Source organism: Candidatus Amarolinea dominans, assembly GCA_016719785.1.
In the GTDB taxonomy this organism is placed as follows: domain Bacteria; phylum Chloroflexota; class Anaerolineae; order SSC4; family Amarolineaceae; genus Amarolinea; species Amarolinea dominans.
Genome location: JADJYJ010000003.1, coordinates 688,207 through 706,264, shown reverse-complemented (window position 1 = coordinate 706,264; position 18,058 = coordinate 688,207). Strand labels below are relative to the sequence as shown.

10 protein-coding genes are annotated in these 18,058 nt (G+C 61.4%); 5 read left to right on the top strand and 5 right to left on the bottom strand.

Annotation, left to right across the window (positions count from 1 at the left end):
• Positions 1-202: 202 nt before the first annotated feature.
• Complete coding sequence (locus IPM84_06345) at positions 203-793, top strand: thymidine kinase (GenBank protein ID MBK9092389.1); 591 nt, start codon at positions 203-205, stop codon at positions 791-793.
• A 114-nt stretch (positions 794-907) separates the two neighbouring features.
• A complete protein-coding gene (gene thrC, locus IPM84_06340) occupies positions 908-2,230 on the top strand; it encodes a threonine synthase (GenBank protein ID MBK9092388.1) in 1,323 nt (440 codons plus the stop codon).
• An 81-nt stretch (positions 2,231-2,311) separates the two neighbouring features.
• Here the strand turns inward: thrC and IPM84_06335 are convergent, their stop codons facing one another.
• The 4 genes from IPM84_06335 to IPM84_06320 form a co-directional block, all read right to left on the bottom strand.
• Positions 2,312-3,361: a cytosolic protein gene (locus IPM84_06335; protein MBK9092387.1), complete on the bottom strand. Its 1,050-nt coding sequence runs from the start codon at positions 3,359-3,361 to the stop codon at positions 2,312-2,314.
• A gap of 95 nt (positions 3,362-3,456) precedes the next feature.
• Positions 3,457-6,720, bottom strand: coding sequence for a transglycosylase domain-containing protein (locus IPM84_06330; GenBank protein MBK9092386.1), 3,264 nt, complete (start codon positions 6,718-6,720; stop codon positions 3,457-3,459).
• Positions 6,721-6,779: 59 nt separating this feature from the next.
• The gene (locus IPM84_06325; GenBank protein ID MBK9092385.1) at positions 6,780-9,185 is read right to left on the bottom strand and encodes a S8 family serine peptidase; all 2,406 of its coding nucleotides are present in this window, start codon (positions 9,183-9,185) and stop codon (positions 6,780-6,782) included.
• Positions 9,186-9,209: 24 nt separating this feature from the next.
• Entirely contained in the window at positions 9,210-10,913 is a 1,704-nt protein-coding gene (locus IPM84_06320; GenBank protein ID MBK9092384.1) for a protein kinase, read from the bottom strand.
• A gap of 796 nt (positions 10,914-11,709) precedes the next feature.
• Here IPM84_06320 and IPM84_06315 point away from each other — a divergent pair.
• From IPM84_06315 to IPM84_06305, 3 genes are all read left to right on the top strand, one after another.
• On the top strand, positions 11,710-14,790 hold the full coding sequence (locus tag IPM84_06315) for an N-6 DNA methylase (GenBank protein MBK9092383.1): 3,081 nt from the start codon (positions 11,710-11,712) through the stop codon (positions 14,788-14,790).
• A complete protein-coding gene (locus tag IPM84_06310) occupies positions 14,787-15,443 on the top strand; it encodes a hypothetical protein (protein MBK9092382.1) in 657 nt (218 codons plus the stop codon). The genes IPM84_06315 and IPM84_06310 overlap by 4 nt, the downstream gene beginning before the upstream one ends.
• A gap of 213 nt (positions 15,444-15,656) precedes the next feature.
• Positions 15,657-16,394: a hypothetical protein gene (locus IPM84_06305; protein MBK9092381.1), complete on the top strand. Its 738-nt coding sequence runs from the start codon at positions 15,657-15,659 to the stop codon at positions 16,392-16,394.
• Here the strand turns inward: IPM84_06305 and IPM84_06300 are convergent.
• Entirely contained in the window at positions 16,387-18,048 is a 1,662-nt protein-coding gene (locus IPM84_06300) for an ABC-F family ATP-binding cassette domain-containing protein (protein ID MBK9092380.1), read from the bottom strand. The two genes, IPM84_06305 and IPM84_06300, sit on opposite strands and share 8 nt — an antisense overlap.
• Positions 18,049-18,058 lie beyond the last annotated feature (10 nt).

Sequence of the window (18,058 nt, the reverse complement as noted above, 5' to 3'; positions counted from 1 at the left end):
AACGACTGCGTGTGGCGCCAACGACGGTTGCCAAGACAGAGACGAAAGACGAAGGCCGAATCGGACCCTACGATTCTGTGTCCTTCGTCTTTTGTTTTGGAAGAACGGGAATTTTTTGCCACGAATTCCACGAATTTTCACGAAGTGATAGTTCGTGTCATTTGTGGCAGAGAAAATTTGGCATAGACAACGGAGAGAGATCATGCCCTTCATGCAGCCCAAAGGGGGTTGGGTCGAACTGATCTGCGGCAGTATGTTCAGCGGCAAAACCGAGGAGTTGATTCGCCGCGTGCGCCGTGCCCAGATTGCCAGGCAGAATATACAGGTTTTCAAGCCCCAGATTGACAACCGCTATGCGGTCGCGCGCGTGGCGTCGCATAGTGGCCTGCAGTGGGACTCACACACCATCAACGATCCCGCCGAAATCTGGGACTTCCTGGCGGCTGAGACCAATGTCGTCGCCATTGATGAAGTGCAGTTCTTCGACTGGACCGTGGCCGACATCGCCTCCAGCCTGGCCGACAAGGGGCTGCGGGTCATCTGCGCCGGCCTTGATCTCGACTTCCGCGGTGAACCGTTCGGCCCCATTCCGCTGCTGATGGCCCAGGCCGAGATGGTGGACAAGCTGCACGCGATCTGCGTGCAATGTGGCGCACCCGCCGCGCGCACCCAACGCCTGATTGACGGCCGGCCGGCCAACTACGATGACCCCGTCATCATGGTCGGCGCCAATGAAGTCTATGAGGCGCGCTGTCGCGACTGCCACCAGGTGCCGGGCAAACCGGGTCGTTAGTGAGTCGTCAGGACTTGTCGAAGAGTCTGTTCCCGTTCTTTCCCGGTAAAACGTGAGCACGAGCGGGAATTCGTTTCCTGACAAGTCCATGGATCAGAAGGGTTGGGATTTTCGATGGTCGCTGCCTGGTTTCAATGCTTCCGGGGTTGCCCGGGCAAGTATTCTCTGTACGATGTCATGTACACCTGCCCTACCTGCGGCGGGCTGCTGGAGGTCGCGCACGACATGGCGGCGCTGCGCGCGCGCAGCGCCGCGGGCTGGATGTCACTCTTCGAGCGTCGCGCCAGCACCACGCAATGGCCGTATGGTTCGGGCGTCTGGGGCAAGCGCGAGTGGGTGATCCCCGATCTGGCGGACGACAACATCGTTTCGCTGTTCGAGGGCAATTCCAACCTCTTCTGGGCCGAGCGTCTGGGCAAGCAGATCGGCCTGCCTGATCTGTGGGTCAAGATGTGCGGCAACAGCCACACCGGTTCCTTCAAGGACCTGGGCATGACGGTGCTGGTCAGCGTGGTCAAGCAGATGATCGCGCGCGGGCAGCCGATCCGCGCGGTGGCCTGCGCCTCGACCGGCGACACCTCAGCCGCGCTGGCTGCGTATGGCGCGGCGGCCGGGATTCCAACGATCGTTTTCCTGCCGCAGGGCAAAGTCAGCGCTGCGCAGTTGATTCAGCCGATCGCCCATGGCGCACTGGTGCTGGCGCTCGATACCGATTTCGATGGCTGCATGAAAATCGTGCAGGAAGTCACGCAAGACAACACGATCTACCTGGCCAACTCCATGAACTCCTTGCGCATCGAAGGCCAGAAGACGGTGGGTATCGAAATCGTGCAGCAGTTCGACTGGGCCGTGCCAGACTGGATCATCATGCCGGTGGGCAACCTGGGCAACATCAGTGCGCTGGGCAAAGGCCTGCTGATGATGAAAGAGCTGGGGCTGATCAACCGGCTGCCGCGGCTGGTGGCGGCGCAGGCGGCCAGGGCCAACCCGCTCTATCGCAGCGCGCAGACCGGTTTTCAGGAAAAGGTCGTCATGCAGGCGCAGCAGACCCTGGCCTCGGCCATCCAGATCGGCAACCCCGTCAGCTACGAGAAAGCGGTCAGGACGCTGCAGGCGTTCGAGGGCGTGGTGGAGCAGGCCACAGAACATGAGCTGGCCGACGCGGCCGCCCGCGCCGACCGCACCGGTATGTACACCTGTCCCCATACCGGCGTGGCGCTGGCTGCACTCTTCAAGCTGGTGGCACGCGGGGTCATTCAATCTCACGAACGGGTCGTCGTCATCTCCACGGCGCATGGCCTGAAGTTCACGCAGTTCAAGATGGGCTATCACGAGGACACCCTGCCCGAAGTCGAAGCAGTGGCCGCCAACCCGCCCGTCTACCTGCCGCCAGACGCCAGGGTGGTCAAAGAGGTGATTGCCCGGCGCATTGGGTGAGATGGGATACCGCGTGAGCAAGGCGATATCAAGCGACCGGCCATGAAGACCGGTCGCTTGTTCACTCCGCGGGTAGGTCAATCAATGGGCGTGCGCGGGAGTTCTGGATGTGTGAGCGGAATCTTGCTGCACCATGACGAGGAGTAGCTGGCGCCATGCGTCCAGCGTGGGCACAGTGCGCAGTGCGGTGCGCAGAGTGCGCAATAGTTCGACATCCTGAACCCTGCGCACCTCTGGCAGCAACGTCAAGCTGCTGGTGCCGAACCGCAATTCAAGCCCCAACTCAATCGCTGCCAGGAGTTCGACGCGAGAACCCTGCTCCATCCCCTGCTCCATCCCTTGCTGGATGCCCTGCTGGATGCCCTGCTCGATGCCCCTCTGCATTCCAATTCGTTCGACGCTTGTGATGTATGGCATATGCTCTGCCTCCTCAATCTCCTGTACTTCTTGCCAGAAAATCTGATCAAGCCCTTCTGGAAGCTGCATGATCCAATCAATGAAGCGAAACAGGTTGACAATATCTTGTTGCTGGTAACCGCGCCGGTACAAACGCCGCATCAGCCAAATTTTGGCGGCCAACCGTTCGTCGTCAGCGTGCCGGGTCTCCAATGACTTGAGGTGGGCCATGACGATTACGGCAAAGGGGTTGCTGCTGGCTTCCAACTCGTCCCATCGTGCCCGGTAATCGAGCAGCTTGACCACGGGAAACCTGATGCCAATCTCGCAGTCCCACAGGTTGTAACTGAACTCAGTCGGGCGCCAGGTCATCGTTTCATCGGCTAACACTGCCAGGCTGGCGACCTGGCGGTGATACCGGTCATACAGACGATAATTATACACGTACATGCGCTCGGCGAAGCTGGACTCAGTCTGGCTCTGCACCTCGACATGAACAAGCACCCAGATTTCTGACCCGCCCTGGCGATAGACCCTGACCAACTGGTCTACCCGACGCAGTCCCAACTCACTCTCACCGGTTACCTGACGCAGTTCTTTGTCCAGGAACTCGTGCTTGTGTCCCCAGTCAATGTCGGCATACGCCTTCGGGAAGAAGAGCGCCATGAATTCTGGAAAGTAGCGCTCAAGGGCCTCTTTCCACGGATTGTCGTAATCGGTCAGTCGTTTGCGCATTCTCAGGCTCCCGTGGGTGATTTTACCACATGCGTTGTCCTGACACAATCCTTCACAAGGGAATGTATCTCAGTTTCGCGAGCGAGTTTATCTGCTCAGGAAGCGTTTTGTACGTTGACTGTCACGCGCACCTCCACCTGGCTGCCATCCAGGCGTGTGGCAACCACGCGCAAGATGTAGGTCGCGTCGGCCACGGTGGTGCTGTTCCATGCTGCCAGGATGCCGGCCGGCTCCACGGGTGTGGTGATCTCCACGGTCAGCGGCAGCCACACATCGGGATCGGGCGCCTGCCCCAACTCGACGCGGTAACTGGCGAGAGCCGCACCATACGCCGCGCCGCTGATGTCCACCACACCCGCGACCGTGTCACCGTCCAGCGGTTGATCCAGGCGCAGCACCAGGGCATCGCCCGGCGGCGGCGTGGCGGTGACCCCCGGCGTGGGCGTGACCGTCGCTTCTGCGGTAGGCGTTGGCGTCGCCAGGAAGTCGGGGGTCGGGGTAAATGTGGGCAGGAACTCTGGCGTGGGCGTGAACGTGGGCAGAATCTCCGGCGTGGGCGTAAACGTCGGCAGGATTTCCGGCGTAGGCGTGTCTGTTAGCGCGGTTGCGCCGACAAACAGGCGCACGCGGGCTTCGAACTCGCGGCCGCTGCGATCCCACACGCGCACGCGCAGGGTGAAGGGGCCAGGCGCCAGGCGGGTGGTGTCCCAGCTTGCCAGCGGGCCGCCATCCACCGCTGTGAAGAACGGCCCTTCCACATGTCCCCAACCGAGCGGATCGTGGCCTTCGCCGTACTCCACATCATAGCGATCGAAATCGGGCAGGGATGTCTTGCCGATCAACATGACCGACCCGGTCACTGTTTGACCCTCTGCCGGCTGCTGAATGAAGATGTCAGGCGCCTGGCAGTTGGTGGCCACCTCCGTGGGCGGCTGCGGGATGCCGTGGTCAATCGCCCACTGGCGCCCCTCCGGCGGATAGACGACATAGTCGCGTAGTTCCACCAGTTGCTCGGGGCATTCGGGCGGCGCCAGGAACTCCTGCTCACCCGCCTTGAAGATGCGCACCTTGCGGTGGATGTCGAACTCGGCGCTCAACGGCCCGCGGCCCTTGACGAACACCTCGGCGCGGCGCACAGGGCAGGTTGCGCTGGGCACCGTGCCTGAATCGGCGCACACCTCGATCAACTCGATGTCGGCCGGCACAGGGAAGGGCAGTTGCGGCTCGTCCTTGAGGGCCGTCGCCAGGAAGCCGTTCCAGATCGGCCCCGCGCCGGCCACGCCGCTGACCCCCTGCATCGGCGTGCCGTCGCTGTTGCCCACCCAAACGCCCACGGCCAGGTCAGGCGTGTAACCCCCAGTCCAGTTGTCGCGATAAGCGTTAGTGGTGCCGGTCTTGACCGCGGCCGGACGGTCGCCGGGCAGGCGCAGGCTGCTGTTGGGGCCAAAGGCCGGCGTGCGAGCCTCGTTGTCCGCCAGGATCGAAGTAATCTGATAGGCGTAGTTGGCCGGCGCGGCCCGTTGCCCGGAAACCGGTTCGATGAGCAGCGCGCCGTGCGGCTGATTGGCGGCCTCACGGCAGGGCGCCGCGCTGACCTCCTCCACTCCCTGGCCGAGCAGTTGTCCGTTCGCAGCAATCACGCATTGGATCGCCACGGGCGGCACGCGCACCCCTTGATTGGCCAGCACGGCATAGGCGCCGGTCAGTTCCAGCAGCGTCACCTCACCGCCGCCCAGGGTCAGCGACAGGCCATAATCGCCGGTCGTCAGGCTCTTGACCCCCAGGCGGCCGGCCGTCTCGATCAGCCGCGGAATGGTGACGTGCTGCAGGGCCTTGACCGCCGGGATGTTGTAGGAATTCGCCAGCGCGCTGCGCACCGTCACCAGGCCGTGCTCCTTGTCATCGTAGTTCTTGGGGACGTAAGGCGGGCGGCCGGCGCCATCGGGAAACTCGGTGCTGATGTCCATCAGCGTGGTGGCGGGCGTCCACCAATCCTGATCCAGTTGCAGGACGGTCAGGTAGGTCAACGGCTTGATGGCCGAGCCGGGCTGGCGCGGGCTGATCGTCACGTTGACCTGGCCGGAGATCTCGGCCGCGTTGAAATCTACGCTGCCGAGCATCGCCAGAATTTCGCCCGTCTGCGGTCGCAGGGCCACCAGCGCCGCGTTGGTCACGTGCTGCTGCGGCGTGAAGCGGGCAATGCGCGTGCGCGCAGTCTCTTCGGCCAGCTTCTGCAGATCGTTGTCAAGCGTGGTGTAGACCTGCAGGCCGCCCTTGTACAGAATTTCCGGGCCGTAGGCACGCTCCAGTTGCTCGCGCACGTAGACCACAAAGTGCGGCGCCTCGAAGGTGTAGTGCAGCGGCACCAGCGGAATGGACTGCGCATCCCAGGCCAGCCAGGCTGCGTCCGCCTCCTGCGGCGTGATGTAGCCCTCCTTGACCATCAGGCGCAGCACCACGGCCTGGCGCGCCTTGGCCCCGGTCGGGTTGGTGTACGGGTCATAGTAGGAGGGCGCTTGCGGCAGACCGGCCAACAAGGAGGCTTCGGCCAGGGTCAGGTCAAGGGCCGCCTTGCCAAAATAGGTCTGGCTGGCCGTCTCGATGCCATACGCAGCGCTGCCGTAGTAGATCTCGTTCAGGTAAATTTCCAGGATGCGGTCGCGCGGGTAGGTGCGCGTGATTTCGGCCGCCAGGATCGCTTCTTTGACCTTGCGGCTGATCGTGCGCTCCGGGGACAGGAAGACCAGCTTGACCAACTGCTGGGCAATCGTGGAGCCGCCGATGACCGCCTCGCGTGCGCGGATGGCCCGCCAGACGACACGCGCCAGGCTGATCGGGTCAACGCCGAGATGCTGGTAGAAATTGGCATCTTCGGTGGCAATGGTGCCCTGGATCAGGCTGGGCGCCATCTGGTCAAGCTTGACGAGGGAGCGGCGCCCGGCGCCCGAATCGAACACCTCGTTCAGCGGCTTGCCGTTACGGTCATAGATACGCGTGCTGACGAAGAGCGCCGCGCGATCCTGCAGCTCATCGGGCGCCGGCAGCTCGGACGCCAGCAAGACATAGCCGATGGCGCCGCCGGCCGTGAAGAGCAGGCCCAGGATGGTGCTGATGATGAGTGCGATCAGGAATCCGTCGGCGAACCGCCCGCGGCCGGCGCGGCTGCTGCTTGGCCGCGGCGGCTCAGCGCCTGGCAGGCGTGGCGGTGGATTCCCGTGCCCGGCCGGTCGTGTCAGCACGGGCGGCGGCTCCGGCGGAATCACAGGCGAACGCATCCAATCAGGCAGCCCCTGGTTCGGATTCGCTAACAGTGAGCGGGACGACTGCCCCCAATTCGGGTTATCTTCACCTGGCCTCATGCCTCACTCCTTGAAAGAAACAAGTTTTATCTTTCTTTTTTATCTTTCTTGCACAAACGTCAGTTCCCCGCCCACACCGTGAACTCCGACTGCGGGCCGAAGCGGATGTGCGCGGCGTGCGGCAAGGGTTGGGTGACGTGCGGCGTCAGGCGCTGCCCGTTGACCAGCGTGCCGTTACTACTGCCCAGGTCGCAGATGCTGAGGTGGCGGCCGTCCCATGTGATCAGCGCGTGATGACGGCTGACCTGGTCGTCGTTGGCCAGGATGATGACGTTGTCAGGGGTGCGCCCCACGGAGTTTTCGCCCGGACGCAGGGCCAGCCGGCCGCCGGTGGAGTCAACGAGAAAGGCCTGGACGGTGATGGGGGGCGGCGCGGCGGGTCGCAGCGGCGCGGCGGTTGCGGGACGACGCACGGTAGGCGGGCGGCGCAGCAGCAAAACGAGGAGTACGATACTGCCGATGAGGCCCGCGAGGCCCAGGCAGGTGGCCGCGCCGAGCACCACGATGAGCGCAGACGAGGCGCGGCGGGCACGCGGCGCTGAGGGTTCAACCGGCGCGGGCACGACCGCGACGGCCGTGGCGGTGACGCGCACGATGGCCGGCGGCGTGACGGTGGCCGGCGCAGCACCATCGGCCGGCAAGGCCAGGCTGCCAAAACCGGTGGCCATATCTGGCCCCGCGACGTCCAGGTCAAGCGCATGGGTGGTCAGATAATCGCGCACGTCGTTTGGCGCCAAGGCGGGAAAGGCACTGAGCACCAGTGCGGCCGCGCCGGCCACATGGGGCGCGGCCGCGGAGGTGCCGGGAAACGAATCGGGCGCATAGCTGTCTGTGGTGACGCGATCGGGCGCGACGATTTCCGGTTTCAGGCGCTCATCATTGGTCGGTCCCTGCGAGCTGAAGTCTTCCAACTCCTGCGTGTCCCAGCGCATGGCGCCTACGGTGACAGAACCACGGGCATCAGCCGGTGTGCTCAGGCTGTAGGCTGCGGAGGGAAATTCGATCTCCCCGTTGAGCGCGAACAGATCGAAGGTCACGGGGTGCGTGGCGCCGGCTGCCTTGATGAGAATGAAGTAGGTGGCAGCATCCAGGTCGGTCAGGCGAAAGCCCTCGACCGGCAGATCGCCGGCCTGCCCCGTCTGCGCATCTCCCGATGAGGCCACGGTCTCATTCTGTGCGTTGACCAGGAAGAGATCGAAATCCTGATCGTGATCTTCCCAGTCGTTCCAGTTCAAGATGATGGTGGCGTCGCCGCGGGTCGGCGGGCGGTAGGCCATCGCGTTGGTGCCGTCGGGGAATTCGTGCAGGCCGTCGCCGTTGCTGTCGGTGAAGACGCCGCGGTAGTGCTCCGTGCCCTCGTTGCCGCTGGCGTTGACCCACACCACGCCCTGGGCGACGGCGTTGTCCACAATTTTGGCCTGGCGGCCACTGCCATCCATCGGCCCCAACGAGGACCCGGCCGAATGTGAGATGATGTCAACGCCCTGGGCCAGCAGCCAATCCACGGCGCGGCCGAGGCCGGTTTCAGTGCCGCCGTAGTAGGCCAGGAACAGTTCTGCGTCGGGCGCCATCGCGTGGATGATCTCGGCGCAGGCGGCGCCGTGTACTTCGCCCGTCGCATCGGGTTCTTCATCCGGCACAAATGAACGTGCGGTCACTTGCGCCGGCAGCGCCCCTCCCAGGAGCGTCCGGTAGCCATCGAAGCCCAGGTCGAGCACGCCGATCTTGATGCCCTGGCCGGTGAAGCCGGCGCGCTGCCAGGCTGTGGCGCCGGTCACCTCCACCCCTTCCATGGCAATGGGCGCCAGTTCAGATGCTGACGCCGGCGCAAACCTCGGAATCCACGACGGGCGGGCGGGGGCATTGGCCAGGGGGTGAGCCGGCAAACGGTTGACTTGCGTGGGGAGAGGCAGGCGCAGCTTGATGATATGGTCAAGCTGGGTCAACTGCTCGAACAGCTTGCCGGCATCCTCGTTCTGAGCGAATTGCTCGATCAGGCTCATGGGCACGGCGATGTCAATCAAGTCCTGGTAGCTGCCTTCGATGATGATGCCCAGGGCCTGCAGCTCGGCCGCGACGCCGGCCGTGTTGGCCGCGGCATCAATGACCAGCGTGATGCGCACCTGGTCCCTCTTGTTGAGCAGGGCGCGCTGTTGAGCCAGCGCGCGCGCCGCGTCCACGCCGCCGCGCTCGAAGGCCAGCACGAACTCTTTGTAGACCGAACCGAGCGATGCGTCCTGCAGCAGGCGGCCAATCCGCGGGTAGCGCGCGGCCAGGTCATCCAGGGACGGGGCGGGCGTCAACAGACGGTCGGTGGGTGGCTCGAATGCGGGTTTGGCCGCGGCGGGCGCCAGCCAGGGCTGGGCGACCGTCCACAGACCGTATCCGGCCGCGGCCAGCACCAGCGCACTGACGGCGATGAGGCCAATCAAGAAGCGGCGGTTATGTCGGAGGGATGAATGCATGAGTAAAACCTCGGATACGAGCCGTTATGTGTGAATCCAAAACGGCTTGGCCTCCTGTCCGGTGCGCTGGTAGGGATCGAGCTGCACCACGGCCACGGTCCAGTAAACGTCAATCCAGTCGTCGGTCGGAATCTCCTGGACGCCAGGCGTGGCGCGGATGGAACCAACATACAGGGTGTAGACATGGTTGGGGTTGGCGACGTAGGGCACGGGTGGCGCGACACCTGGATGATCGGGGTTGTTGGCTTTCCACATGCGCAGTTCGAAGCCCTCGTTACTGCTGAGTGCGCGCCCCGTCCATTTCCATTGGAAGTTCTCCGAGTCCCGCGGCCACAGGGTGTAGCCGTCCACGGGCGACTGGAGGATGGGGGTAGTCGCCACGTTGGCCGGTCGTGGGGTCGGCCGGCGGGTCGGCGCGGCAGGAACGGAGGTGTCGGTTGGCGTTGCGCTTGGCCGCGGCGGCGTGGTCGCGGTGGGCAGCGGCGGCGAGGTGGGCAGTGACGTTGCGGTGACGATGACGATGATGGGGGTCACCGTCGGCAAATTGGTCGTCTGGCCCTGATCGGTACGACTGCCGAGCGGCGTTACTGTGGCGCCTGCGACCGGCGGATTGACGGTGTTCTCTGCGACTGCCGGTGTGGCGGGCACCGGCGCCAGAGTTGCGGTGGCGATGGCGACAACAGTCGGTTTTGCGGTCGAGCGCCCGCCGGAGGCCATGCTTAGCGCCACGATCAGCAGTAAGACAACGGCGCCGCCGCCCAGGGCGAACCATCCCCAGACCGGAAAGCCGCGCGCGGGGCGCGGCGCGGTCTGCGGCCGCGGGGTGGAGATGCGGCCACCGGCGGGGCCTGTGCTGCGCGGTTTGCTGTCGGGGCGGCGGCCTGCAATCACGGTGGGCGGCGCCAGGTTGGTATTCACGCTGCGCAGCGCGCCTTCGATCTCCTGCTGAAACGCGACAATGCTGGCGGGGCGGCGCCCTGGCTGCGTCTCCAGCCCATGGACCAGCGCCGCTTCCAATGCCGGGCTGATGGCGATGTTCATCTCGCGCGGTGACTTGAGCACCATATTCGCGATCGCGCGCTGGATGCTGTCGGGTGGCGTCTCCCCGGTGAAGAGCGCATAGAGGGTTGCAGCCAGGGAGTAGATGTCCGAACGCTGATCGGTATGCGCGGCGCCGTACTGTTCCGGCGGTGAGAAGCCGGGCGTGACGCCGAGGGCGCCGGTGGCGGTGCGCTGCTGCTGCGAGCCTACCTTGCTGAGGCCGAAGTCCACCAGTACCGCGCGGCCGTCCGGTGTCATGCGAATGTTCTGCGGCTTGATGTCACGATGAATGATGGGCGGGTTCTGGGTGTGCAGGTAGTTGAGCGCATCGCAGATCTGACTCAGCCACTGCATCACTTCCTCGGGCATCAAGCGCCCGCGGCTGCGCAGCATCTCGGCCAGGTTCATGCCTTCGACGAAATCCATGACCAGGTACTGAACGCCCTGCGCTGTGATGAAGTGATCAATGACACGCGGCAAATTGGAATGACGCAGGCGGGCCAGCACCTTGGCCTCCTGTTCGAATTGGGTCTGCGCGTCGGGAGTGGTCAGGTTATTCTCTTTGAGCGCCACCCACTGCTCCAGGCGCATGTCCCAGGCCCGGTAGACGGCGCCCATCCCGCCCTGCCCCAGCATGCGGTCCAGGCGATAGCGATTTTCGAGAATGGATCCAGGGTTCAGAGCCATTTTTTCTTCTCCACGGCAGGGGAAAGCGGTCGTGTACTCAGTTTGGCGCTCTCAGCGGGCTTCGAACACGGTGCAGGAAACAACAGCGATGAGATGCAGGAAGCACCGGTCTCGAAGCAGCATGGGCGGCGCCAGATGGCCGCATTATACCGCAGATCGGCCAAACATGCACGTGGGCAGAAATCCGGCGGTAATCCCCTTGACCTCGTCGAAGCCGCCGTCGTTTGGTCCCCCAGCAGTTCCAAATGTAGCCATCCATGTGACTGGCCAGCGCCAGGCCGTCCTGGTGGGCGCGACGCGTCCCGTAGGGACACCTGACCTTAGCCATCTGACGGATTGCGCTCGGGGCGGCCTCATTCAATCGTCCCTACGGGACGACGGGTGTGGGGGGGCATCGCTCGCTCAAGTCAAGGTGCCCCTACGGGGCGCCGCATTTCCAAATGTGGCTCTCCAACGCCCACAATCCCTCTTGCTGCCCACCTATCTCGGGGATTTTGGGCCAAAACCGCCCGAACGAGGAGCGCAGGCCCATTTACGGGCAGCCATTCCGGGTACATTTGGAATTCCTGTTGGTCCCCTCAATGGCTTGACGAGAGGCCCGGGCGGGGGTAAAATCTAATCGGCAAACAGGCAAAGGATGCGCTCTGTCCTCTATGACCTCAGTGAGCTTGATCCAGCGCAACAGAAGCAACTTGCTGCTGTCTTGGATGGTCTTCTCGCGATGGTGAGAGGCCAGAAGCGCTTATCTAACCACGAATAGTGAATCGTAATGCTATCAACAGGTGGAGGCAAGAGTATGAATCATAACCACCAAGATGTATTGGGCGAGCTTTACCGTGTTTTGGATTTCAAGCCCGGCGAGAATTTGGTTTCACAGATACAAACCGATGAAGTCTACCAGTCAATGCTCTTCAGGCAGGCAAAGCAAAAACTGGGCGCGGATGCGGTTTTCTTTTTCAAGCCGCGCGGTAGCAACATCAGTGTCCCCTACATCTACTTTCGCCGCCTGGAAGCGCAAGACCCCCGGCAAGTATCGGTCGAGATCGCCGAACTCCACAAGTTGGCCTGGAATATGGGCAAGGCGCCTTTGCTGTTTGTTGTGCTGACTGATGGGCGAATCCTGATCTACAACACCTTTCAAAGCCCTACCGATCCCGTTCCTGGAGTTGAGTATGGAACGGGCCTCATTGATAGTTTGGATATATACTCTGCGGCAGAAGGTGAACGGCAGCGGCTGCTTGCCTATCGCCGTTCGGAGCTAGAATCGGGACGGTATTGGCAGGTAAATCGAGATCGCTTCGATCCCAAGCAACAAGCGCACTATACCCTTCTCAATCACCTTAAGATTACGCGGCGCAAGTTGCTTAGTTTGCTGTCTGAGAGCATGCCCGCAGCTACAGCCGCAGAGATCGTTCATAGCCTGCTCGGGCGTTCAATTTTCATCAAATACTTAGAGGATCGTAGAGATTCCGCTGGGAGAAATGTGTTTCCCGAGGGTTTCTTCTCGGGTTTTCGGCACGGTGCAACATGCTTCATGGACGTGCTATCCGACAAGGACGCTACGTATCGTTTGTTTGATTATCTCAACGCAAAGTTTAACGGGGATATGTTCCCTATCCAGGAAACTGAAAGGGACCGTGTAACAGGCGAGCATCTGCTGAGGTTACAAGAATTTCTCACCGGAGAGCAAGAGTTGGTTACAGGGCAACTCAGCCTATGGAAGTTCTATTCGTTTGATGTCATTCCGATCGAGTTCATCAGCAATGTGTACGAGGAATTCTTCCACATTCAAGCTGCCGACGCCACGGAAGGCTCGGCCAAGAATGAGACCCACTACACCCCCCATCATCTTGTCGAGTTTCTCGTTGACGAAGTGTTCCCGTGGGATGGGCAGAAAACCGCTTTCACCATCTTGGATCCAGCATGCGGATCAGGGATTTTTCTCGTTGAGATCTACCGCCGTCTCATTGCGCATTGGTTCCAGGCTCATCCAGATCAAAGCAGTATCACGCCATTTCAACTCAATGATCTGCTGGTACAAAATGTTTTTGGTGTTGATCTTAATCCAGAAGCCATCCGGGTAGCGGCCTTCAGCCTGTACCTGACGATGTGCGATTTCCTGGAACCCCGTCAAATCTGGGAGGATGTTCGCTTCTCACAACTTCGTGGTCATAACCTGTTCTGCTCTGATTTCTTCGCGGATGACCTGGAGTTCGTGAAGCGGAAATATGATCTCGTCATCGGGAATCCCCCATGGGCAAGCAGGCTTACCCATGCTGCGATACAGTATCGTGCGCGCATGAAAACCGAGCACCCTAAGCGGGAAATTGCCCCCGACAATCAAATCTCGATAGCATTCCTCTGGCGCGCCGCTGAGTTCTGCGAGCAAGATGGCCGCGCCTGCCTGATCATGCCGAGCAAGGGGCTTCTGTTCAACCGATCTAACCCCCACAGAGTTTTTCGGAAGGAGTTCTTTGCGCGCTACAACATAAAAACCGTCATCAACTTTTCGGTGATTCGCCATGCTCTGTTCAGCAAGGCGGTCGGCCCAGCTACCGCGATCATTTACGCACCTTCCGAGCCTGACGATACCAAGCCGATTCTGTACTGCACTCCAAAACCCGCTCATTCTCTCGTTGATAAATGGCAGTTCGTGATTGACTCACAAGATATCGCTATGCTGCCGCGTTCTGAGACACGAGAAGATGACGTTATCTGGAAAGTGGCAATGTGGGGGGGGCCTCGAGACTATGCGCTCATCAAGCGGCTGATGTCCCCTGCGTACACAACTCTCGGCCAGATTTGCAAAGATAGACAGTGGGTAAATGGAGAGGGTGTCATTGTTGGAAAGGAAGCACAACGGAAAAACGATGCTTCTTGGTTGGTTGGCAAACCCTATGTCGAGGCAAAGAGCCTGAATCGCTTCGCGGTGAACGAGGCGGCTTTGCCATTGTTTGAAATATCCAAGCTGCAGCGGCCCAGGCCAGATCAAAAGGCGATATTTTCCGGGCCTCACGTTCTGCTCAAGCAGAGTCCGCTGACCGGTGAATCAGGGTTCAGGGCAGCACTGCTGTTGGGTGATGCCGTTTTCAGACATTCCTTGATCGGAATAAACGGGCCAGTACATGATTTGGATCTTCTCGTAGAGTGCTGCATTGCGCTCAATAGTCGTGTTCCCCTGTACTTTGCGATGATGTCAAGCAGACGATGGCTGGTTGAGCGTGATGAACTCGAAGAAGCAGAGGTCATGACCTTGCCCATGCCAAAAGACCGCTCTAATCAGCCTGTCACCGTCGGCACGCTTCGCGCTCTCTCACAAGATCCCGATTGGGAGAGCAAAGTGGCTGCTCTCACGGAAGGTCTATTTGGTTTGACCAGGGATGAGCAAATACTGGTTGATGACGCGATCAATTTTACGCTTGACTTTTTCCGGTGGAAAGGCAATTCAAAGGCGGTAAAACCGACATTCAGCCAAACGGAGGGCGATCGCCTACTCAAAGAGTATCTCGATGTGATGATCTACACGCTTGAGGGATCATTTGGAAAACCTTTTACTACCACGATTTTCGAGCATGGTGATTCTCCCCTGAGAGTTGTTGCGGTGAAACTGTCCGAGACGGGTGAGTCAGGTATTCCCAGAATCACGATCGAAGGCTCTCAACCTGCACTGGATTTGGCTTTGCAGAAGGCAGATGAATTTCTCAAAGAGCGTCGCTTGCCAAATGTATTCATACAGCGCAATGTCAGAGCTTACATCGGGAAGACCATTTACGTGGTGAAGCCGGATCAGCAGCGATATTGGACAAGAGCAAGCGCCTTGAGAGACGCTGATGAGATCTATGTAGACATCATGCAGGCATGGAGGCCATCTTTATGAGCCTCCACGATCTCATTGGCCCCCAACCACTGCAACCAATCGAGCTATCGCGAGCGCTTGGCCCCGATGGGGTGAAACGACTCCTGGAGCTAATTCGTGATGCCTACTTCGATCTCGTCCAATCAAGAAAGATCAACCGATCCATGGACGAGAACCAGATAACCGAGGAGTTATGCATCCACATTCAGAAATGCCAGCGTCTGAGCGGAATCTTGCCCTCGGTTTATGTTATTCACGAAAAGCAGGATAGGACCCAAGCGAAGAATACAGGGAAGGCTCCTACTGTGGACTTTTGTTTCCGCGGGGAATGGCGGGATGATGTCTATTTCGGGGCTAAATGCAAAATAGTCGAGGCAGATAACAAAAAGTTGTGTGAGGAGTTTGTCTCGAACGGTGTCATGAGATATGTAGCAGGCAAATATGGGCAGGCGTTTCAAGAAGGCGCCATGCTCGGGTACATTCGCAGTACCGAATGCGAGGCTGTTGCCGCCGAACTACGCACTCGGATGGAACAGCTCGATGGTTCTCCATCGCTGCATCGGTCAGACCTCCTATTGCCCTTTCAAGATTACCATACTTCATGCCATCAGCGAGTGGTCGGTATCACGCCTCTTTTTACGATTCATCACCTTTTGTTCTTGTTTGCGACTTGAGCCCATTTTGCACCAATAGCCAGAGGCGTGTTTTTGGCAAATGAAAGCTCGGCCAGGAATACCCGGCGCCCATCGTGGATCATGGCGCGGCGCGTGAGCGGACGCTGGCCGCGTATCAACGGGCGACCCAGGTCGCAGCAACGGCTACGAAGCCTGCCCGGCCCAGGCTAACGCACTTGCAAGCGCCGGATGCAAAAGGTCAAAGGACGTACGATGTTCAAGATGGCACCCTGCACCACAGGCATGGGCAAAGTCGAAGCCACAAGCATCGGCTGGCGTCTGCGCCTGCCGCCGACGACCAACGGGGTGTACAGCAACGCGCAGCTCGATGATTACCAGGGACGCCCGCGACGCGCCTTCCCCTGGCGCCCGCCGTTGACGTTGACGATCCGCGCGCGCTTTTCGCACGAAGCCGGTGAGCTGCGCGGCACGGCCGGCTTTGGCTTTTGGAACAGCCCCTACCCCACCGCAGACGCCAGACTGCCCGCGCTGCCACGGGCCGTCTGGTTTTTCTACGCCTCCCCGCCCTCCAACATGGCGCTGGCGGCCGGCGTGCCCGGTCATGGCTGGAAGGCCGCGGTGATGGATGCGCAGCGCCCGCTGTTTTATCTGCTGGCGTCCGCGGCGCCGGCCGGATTTGTCCTGATGCGCTTTCCGCGCCTCTACCGCGCCCTGTGGCCGCTCGGTCAACGTGCGCTGGGGGTTGCAGAAGCCGAGGCGCGGGTTAGCCTGACCGCCTGGCACACCTACACCGTGGCATGGGGCGCGCAGCAGACGCGCTTCCTGATAGACGGTGCGGAGGTGTTGCAGACGCCCAGGTCGCCGGCCGGCCCGCTCGGCCTGGTCATCTGGCTCGATAACCAATACGCTGTCGTGACGCCGCAGGGGCGCTTCCGCGGCGGCCTGCTCACCACCGTGGCCGAGCAGTGGCTGGATGTCGAAATCAGTTAGCCGCGGCGGGCGGTACATCGGCCAGTTCAGCGTAGATACGCACCGTCCCCTCCTCCAGACTCCAGATCTGCGTGGCAAACTGCTCGATGAAGTAGCGGTCGTGAACGATCGCCAGCACCGTGCCGGTGAACGCGGCCAGCGCCTGCTCGAACCGGCTGCGCGACGGAATGTCCAGGTGATTGATCGGCTCATCCAACAGCAGGAAATTGCAGCCCAGCGCCACCAGGTGAGCCAGGGCGAGCCGCGTCCGTTCGCCAAAGCTCAGCAGATGCACCGGCGTAAAGACCGCATCGCCCGCGAAGAGAAAGTAGTGCAGAAAACTACGCACCTCGGTCTCGTTCATGGCCGCTACCCGGCGTATCGTTTCCAACGGCGTGCTGGCCGGGTCGAGCAGTTCCTGTTCCTGGGCAAAGTAGCCCAAGCGCACCCCCGCGCCCAGGCGCACATGACCGGCGCTGGGCGTCAACTGCCCCTGGATGATGCGCGCCAGGGTCGTCTTACCGCTGCCGTTAGGCCCAATCAGCGCCACACGTTCGCCGGCGCGCAGGGTCAGGTTGACGTCGTGAAACAGATCGTGGGCGCCAAAGCGTTGGCCCACGTCGGTCAACACCAACACCTCACGGCCGCTCTCTGGCTGCGCACCAAAGTCGAGTTTCATCTGCCAGGTCAGCGCCGGCTTCTCGATGCGCTCCTCTGAGTCGAGCAGACGCTCCAGCCGCCGGCGCTGCACCGTCATGCGGCGGGCAATGCCCAGGGCAATTTTGCGTGTGGCGAAGTCAATCGTCCCGTGCTCGATGTTGCGCGCGTGCGATTCCTTGTCCGCAATCGTCGCGGTCATCCGTTGGATGAACTCCTGCTGCTCCCTATACGCGGCCAGGTGTTTGGCCCGTGCGCTTTCTTTGGCCAACATATAATCGGTGTACGCACCGGGATAGGCGGTCAGGCGATGGGTCTGCTCGTCAATCTCCAGGATGGCGTTCACCGTGTGATCCAGGAAGGCGCGGTCGTGCGACACGATAATCACCGCGCCATCATAGCCAGCCACGAACTGCTCCAGCCATCGCAGCGCGCCGATGTCCAGATGATTGGTCGGCTCATCCAACAGCAGAAGGTCGGGGTACGTCAGCAGCAGGCACGCCAAGCCCAGCCGCGTCTTCTGGCCGCCGCTGAGAATCTGCACGGGGGTGGCCGCTTCCAGCGCGTGCAGGCCCAGGCCGGTCAACACCACCTGGATGCGTGTCTCGATGCTGTAGCCGCCCAGGCGCTCGAAATCAGCCAAAGCCAGGTCATAGGCAACCAGGATGGCGTCAAGTTCGGCGCCGGACGCCTGTCCCATGGCCGCGGCCAGGGTTTGGACCTGCTGCTCGGCCGCGCTGAGCGCGGCGCTGGCCTGCCTGAGCATATCGTCAACCGTGGCATCAGCGGTGTAGACCAGTGCCTGCGCCAGGTAGCCGACGCGCACTGTGCCGGGGCCCAGGCGTACGCTGCCGCTGTCGGGCGCCTCCTGGCCCAGGATGATGCGCAGCAGCGTGGTTTTGCCGCAGCCGTTAGGGCCGATCAGCCCGACGCGCCCGCCGCGGTTGATGGTGAAGGAAATGCCGGTGAGGATGACCTCGCCGGCAAAAGACTTACAGATATGACTCACTTGCAGCATCACAGCCCCC

Excerpts from the sequence above, each read along its gene's own strand:
- IPM84_06320 (MBK9092384.1), bottom strand. The coding sequence starts at position 10,913 with ATGGCTCTGAACCCTGGATCCATTCTCGAAAATCGCTATCGCCTGGAC.
- IPM84_06330 (MBK9092386.1), bottom strand. The coding sequence starts at position 6,720 with ATGAGGCCAGGTGAAGATAACCCGAATTGGGGGCAGTCGTCCCGCTCA.
- IPM84_06345 (MBK9092389.1), top strand. The coding sequence starts at position 203 with ATGCCCTTCATGCAGCCCAAAGGGGGTTGGGTCGAACTGATCTGCGGC.
- IPM84_06315 (MBK9092383.1), top strand. The coding sequence starts at position 11,710 with ATGAATCATAACCACCAAGATGTATTGGGCGAGCTTTACCGTGTTTTG.
- IPM84_06310 (MBK9092382.1), top strand. The coding sequence starts at position 14,787 with ATGAGCCTCCACGATCTCATTGGCCCCCAACCACTGCAACCAATCGAG.
- IPM84_06335 (MBK9092387.1), bottom strand. The coding sequence starts at position 3,361 with ATGCGCAAACGACTGACCGATTACGACAATCCGTGGAAAGAGGCCCTT.
- IPM84_06325 (MBK9092385.1), bottom strand. The coding sequence starts at position 9,185 with ATGCATTCATCCCTCCGACATAACCGCCGCTTCTTGATTGGCCTCATC.
- IPM84_06305 (MBK9092381.1), top strand. The coding sequence starts at position 15,657 with ATGTTCAAGATGGCACCCTGCACCACAGGCATGGGCAAAGTCGAAGCC.
- thrC (MBK9092388.1), top strand. The coding sequence starts at position 908 with ATGGTCGCTGCCTGGTTTCAATGCTTCCGGGGTTGCCCGGGCAAGTAT.
- IPM84_06300 (MBK9092380.1), bottom strand. The coding sequence starts at position 18,048 with ATGCTGCAAGTGAGTCATATCTGTAAGTCTTTTGCCGGCGAGGTCATC.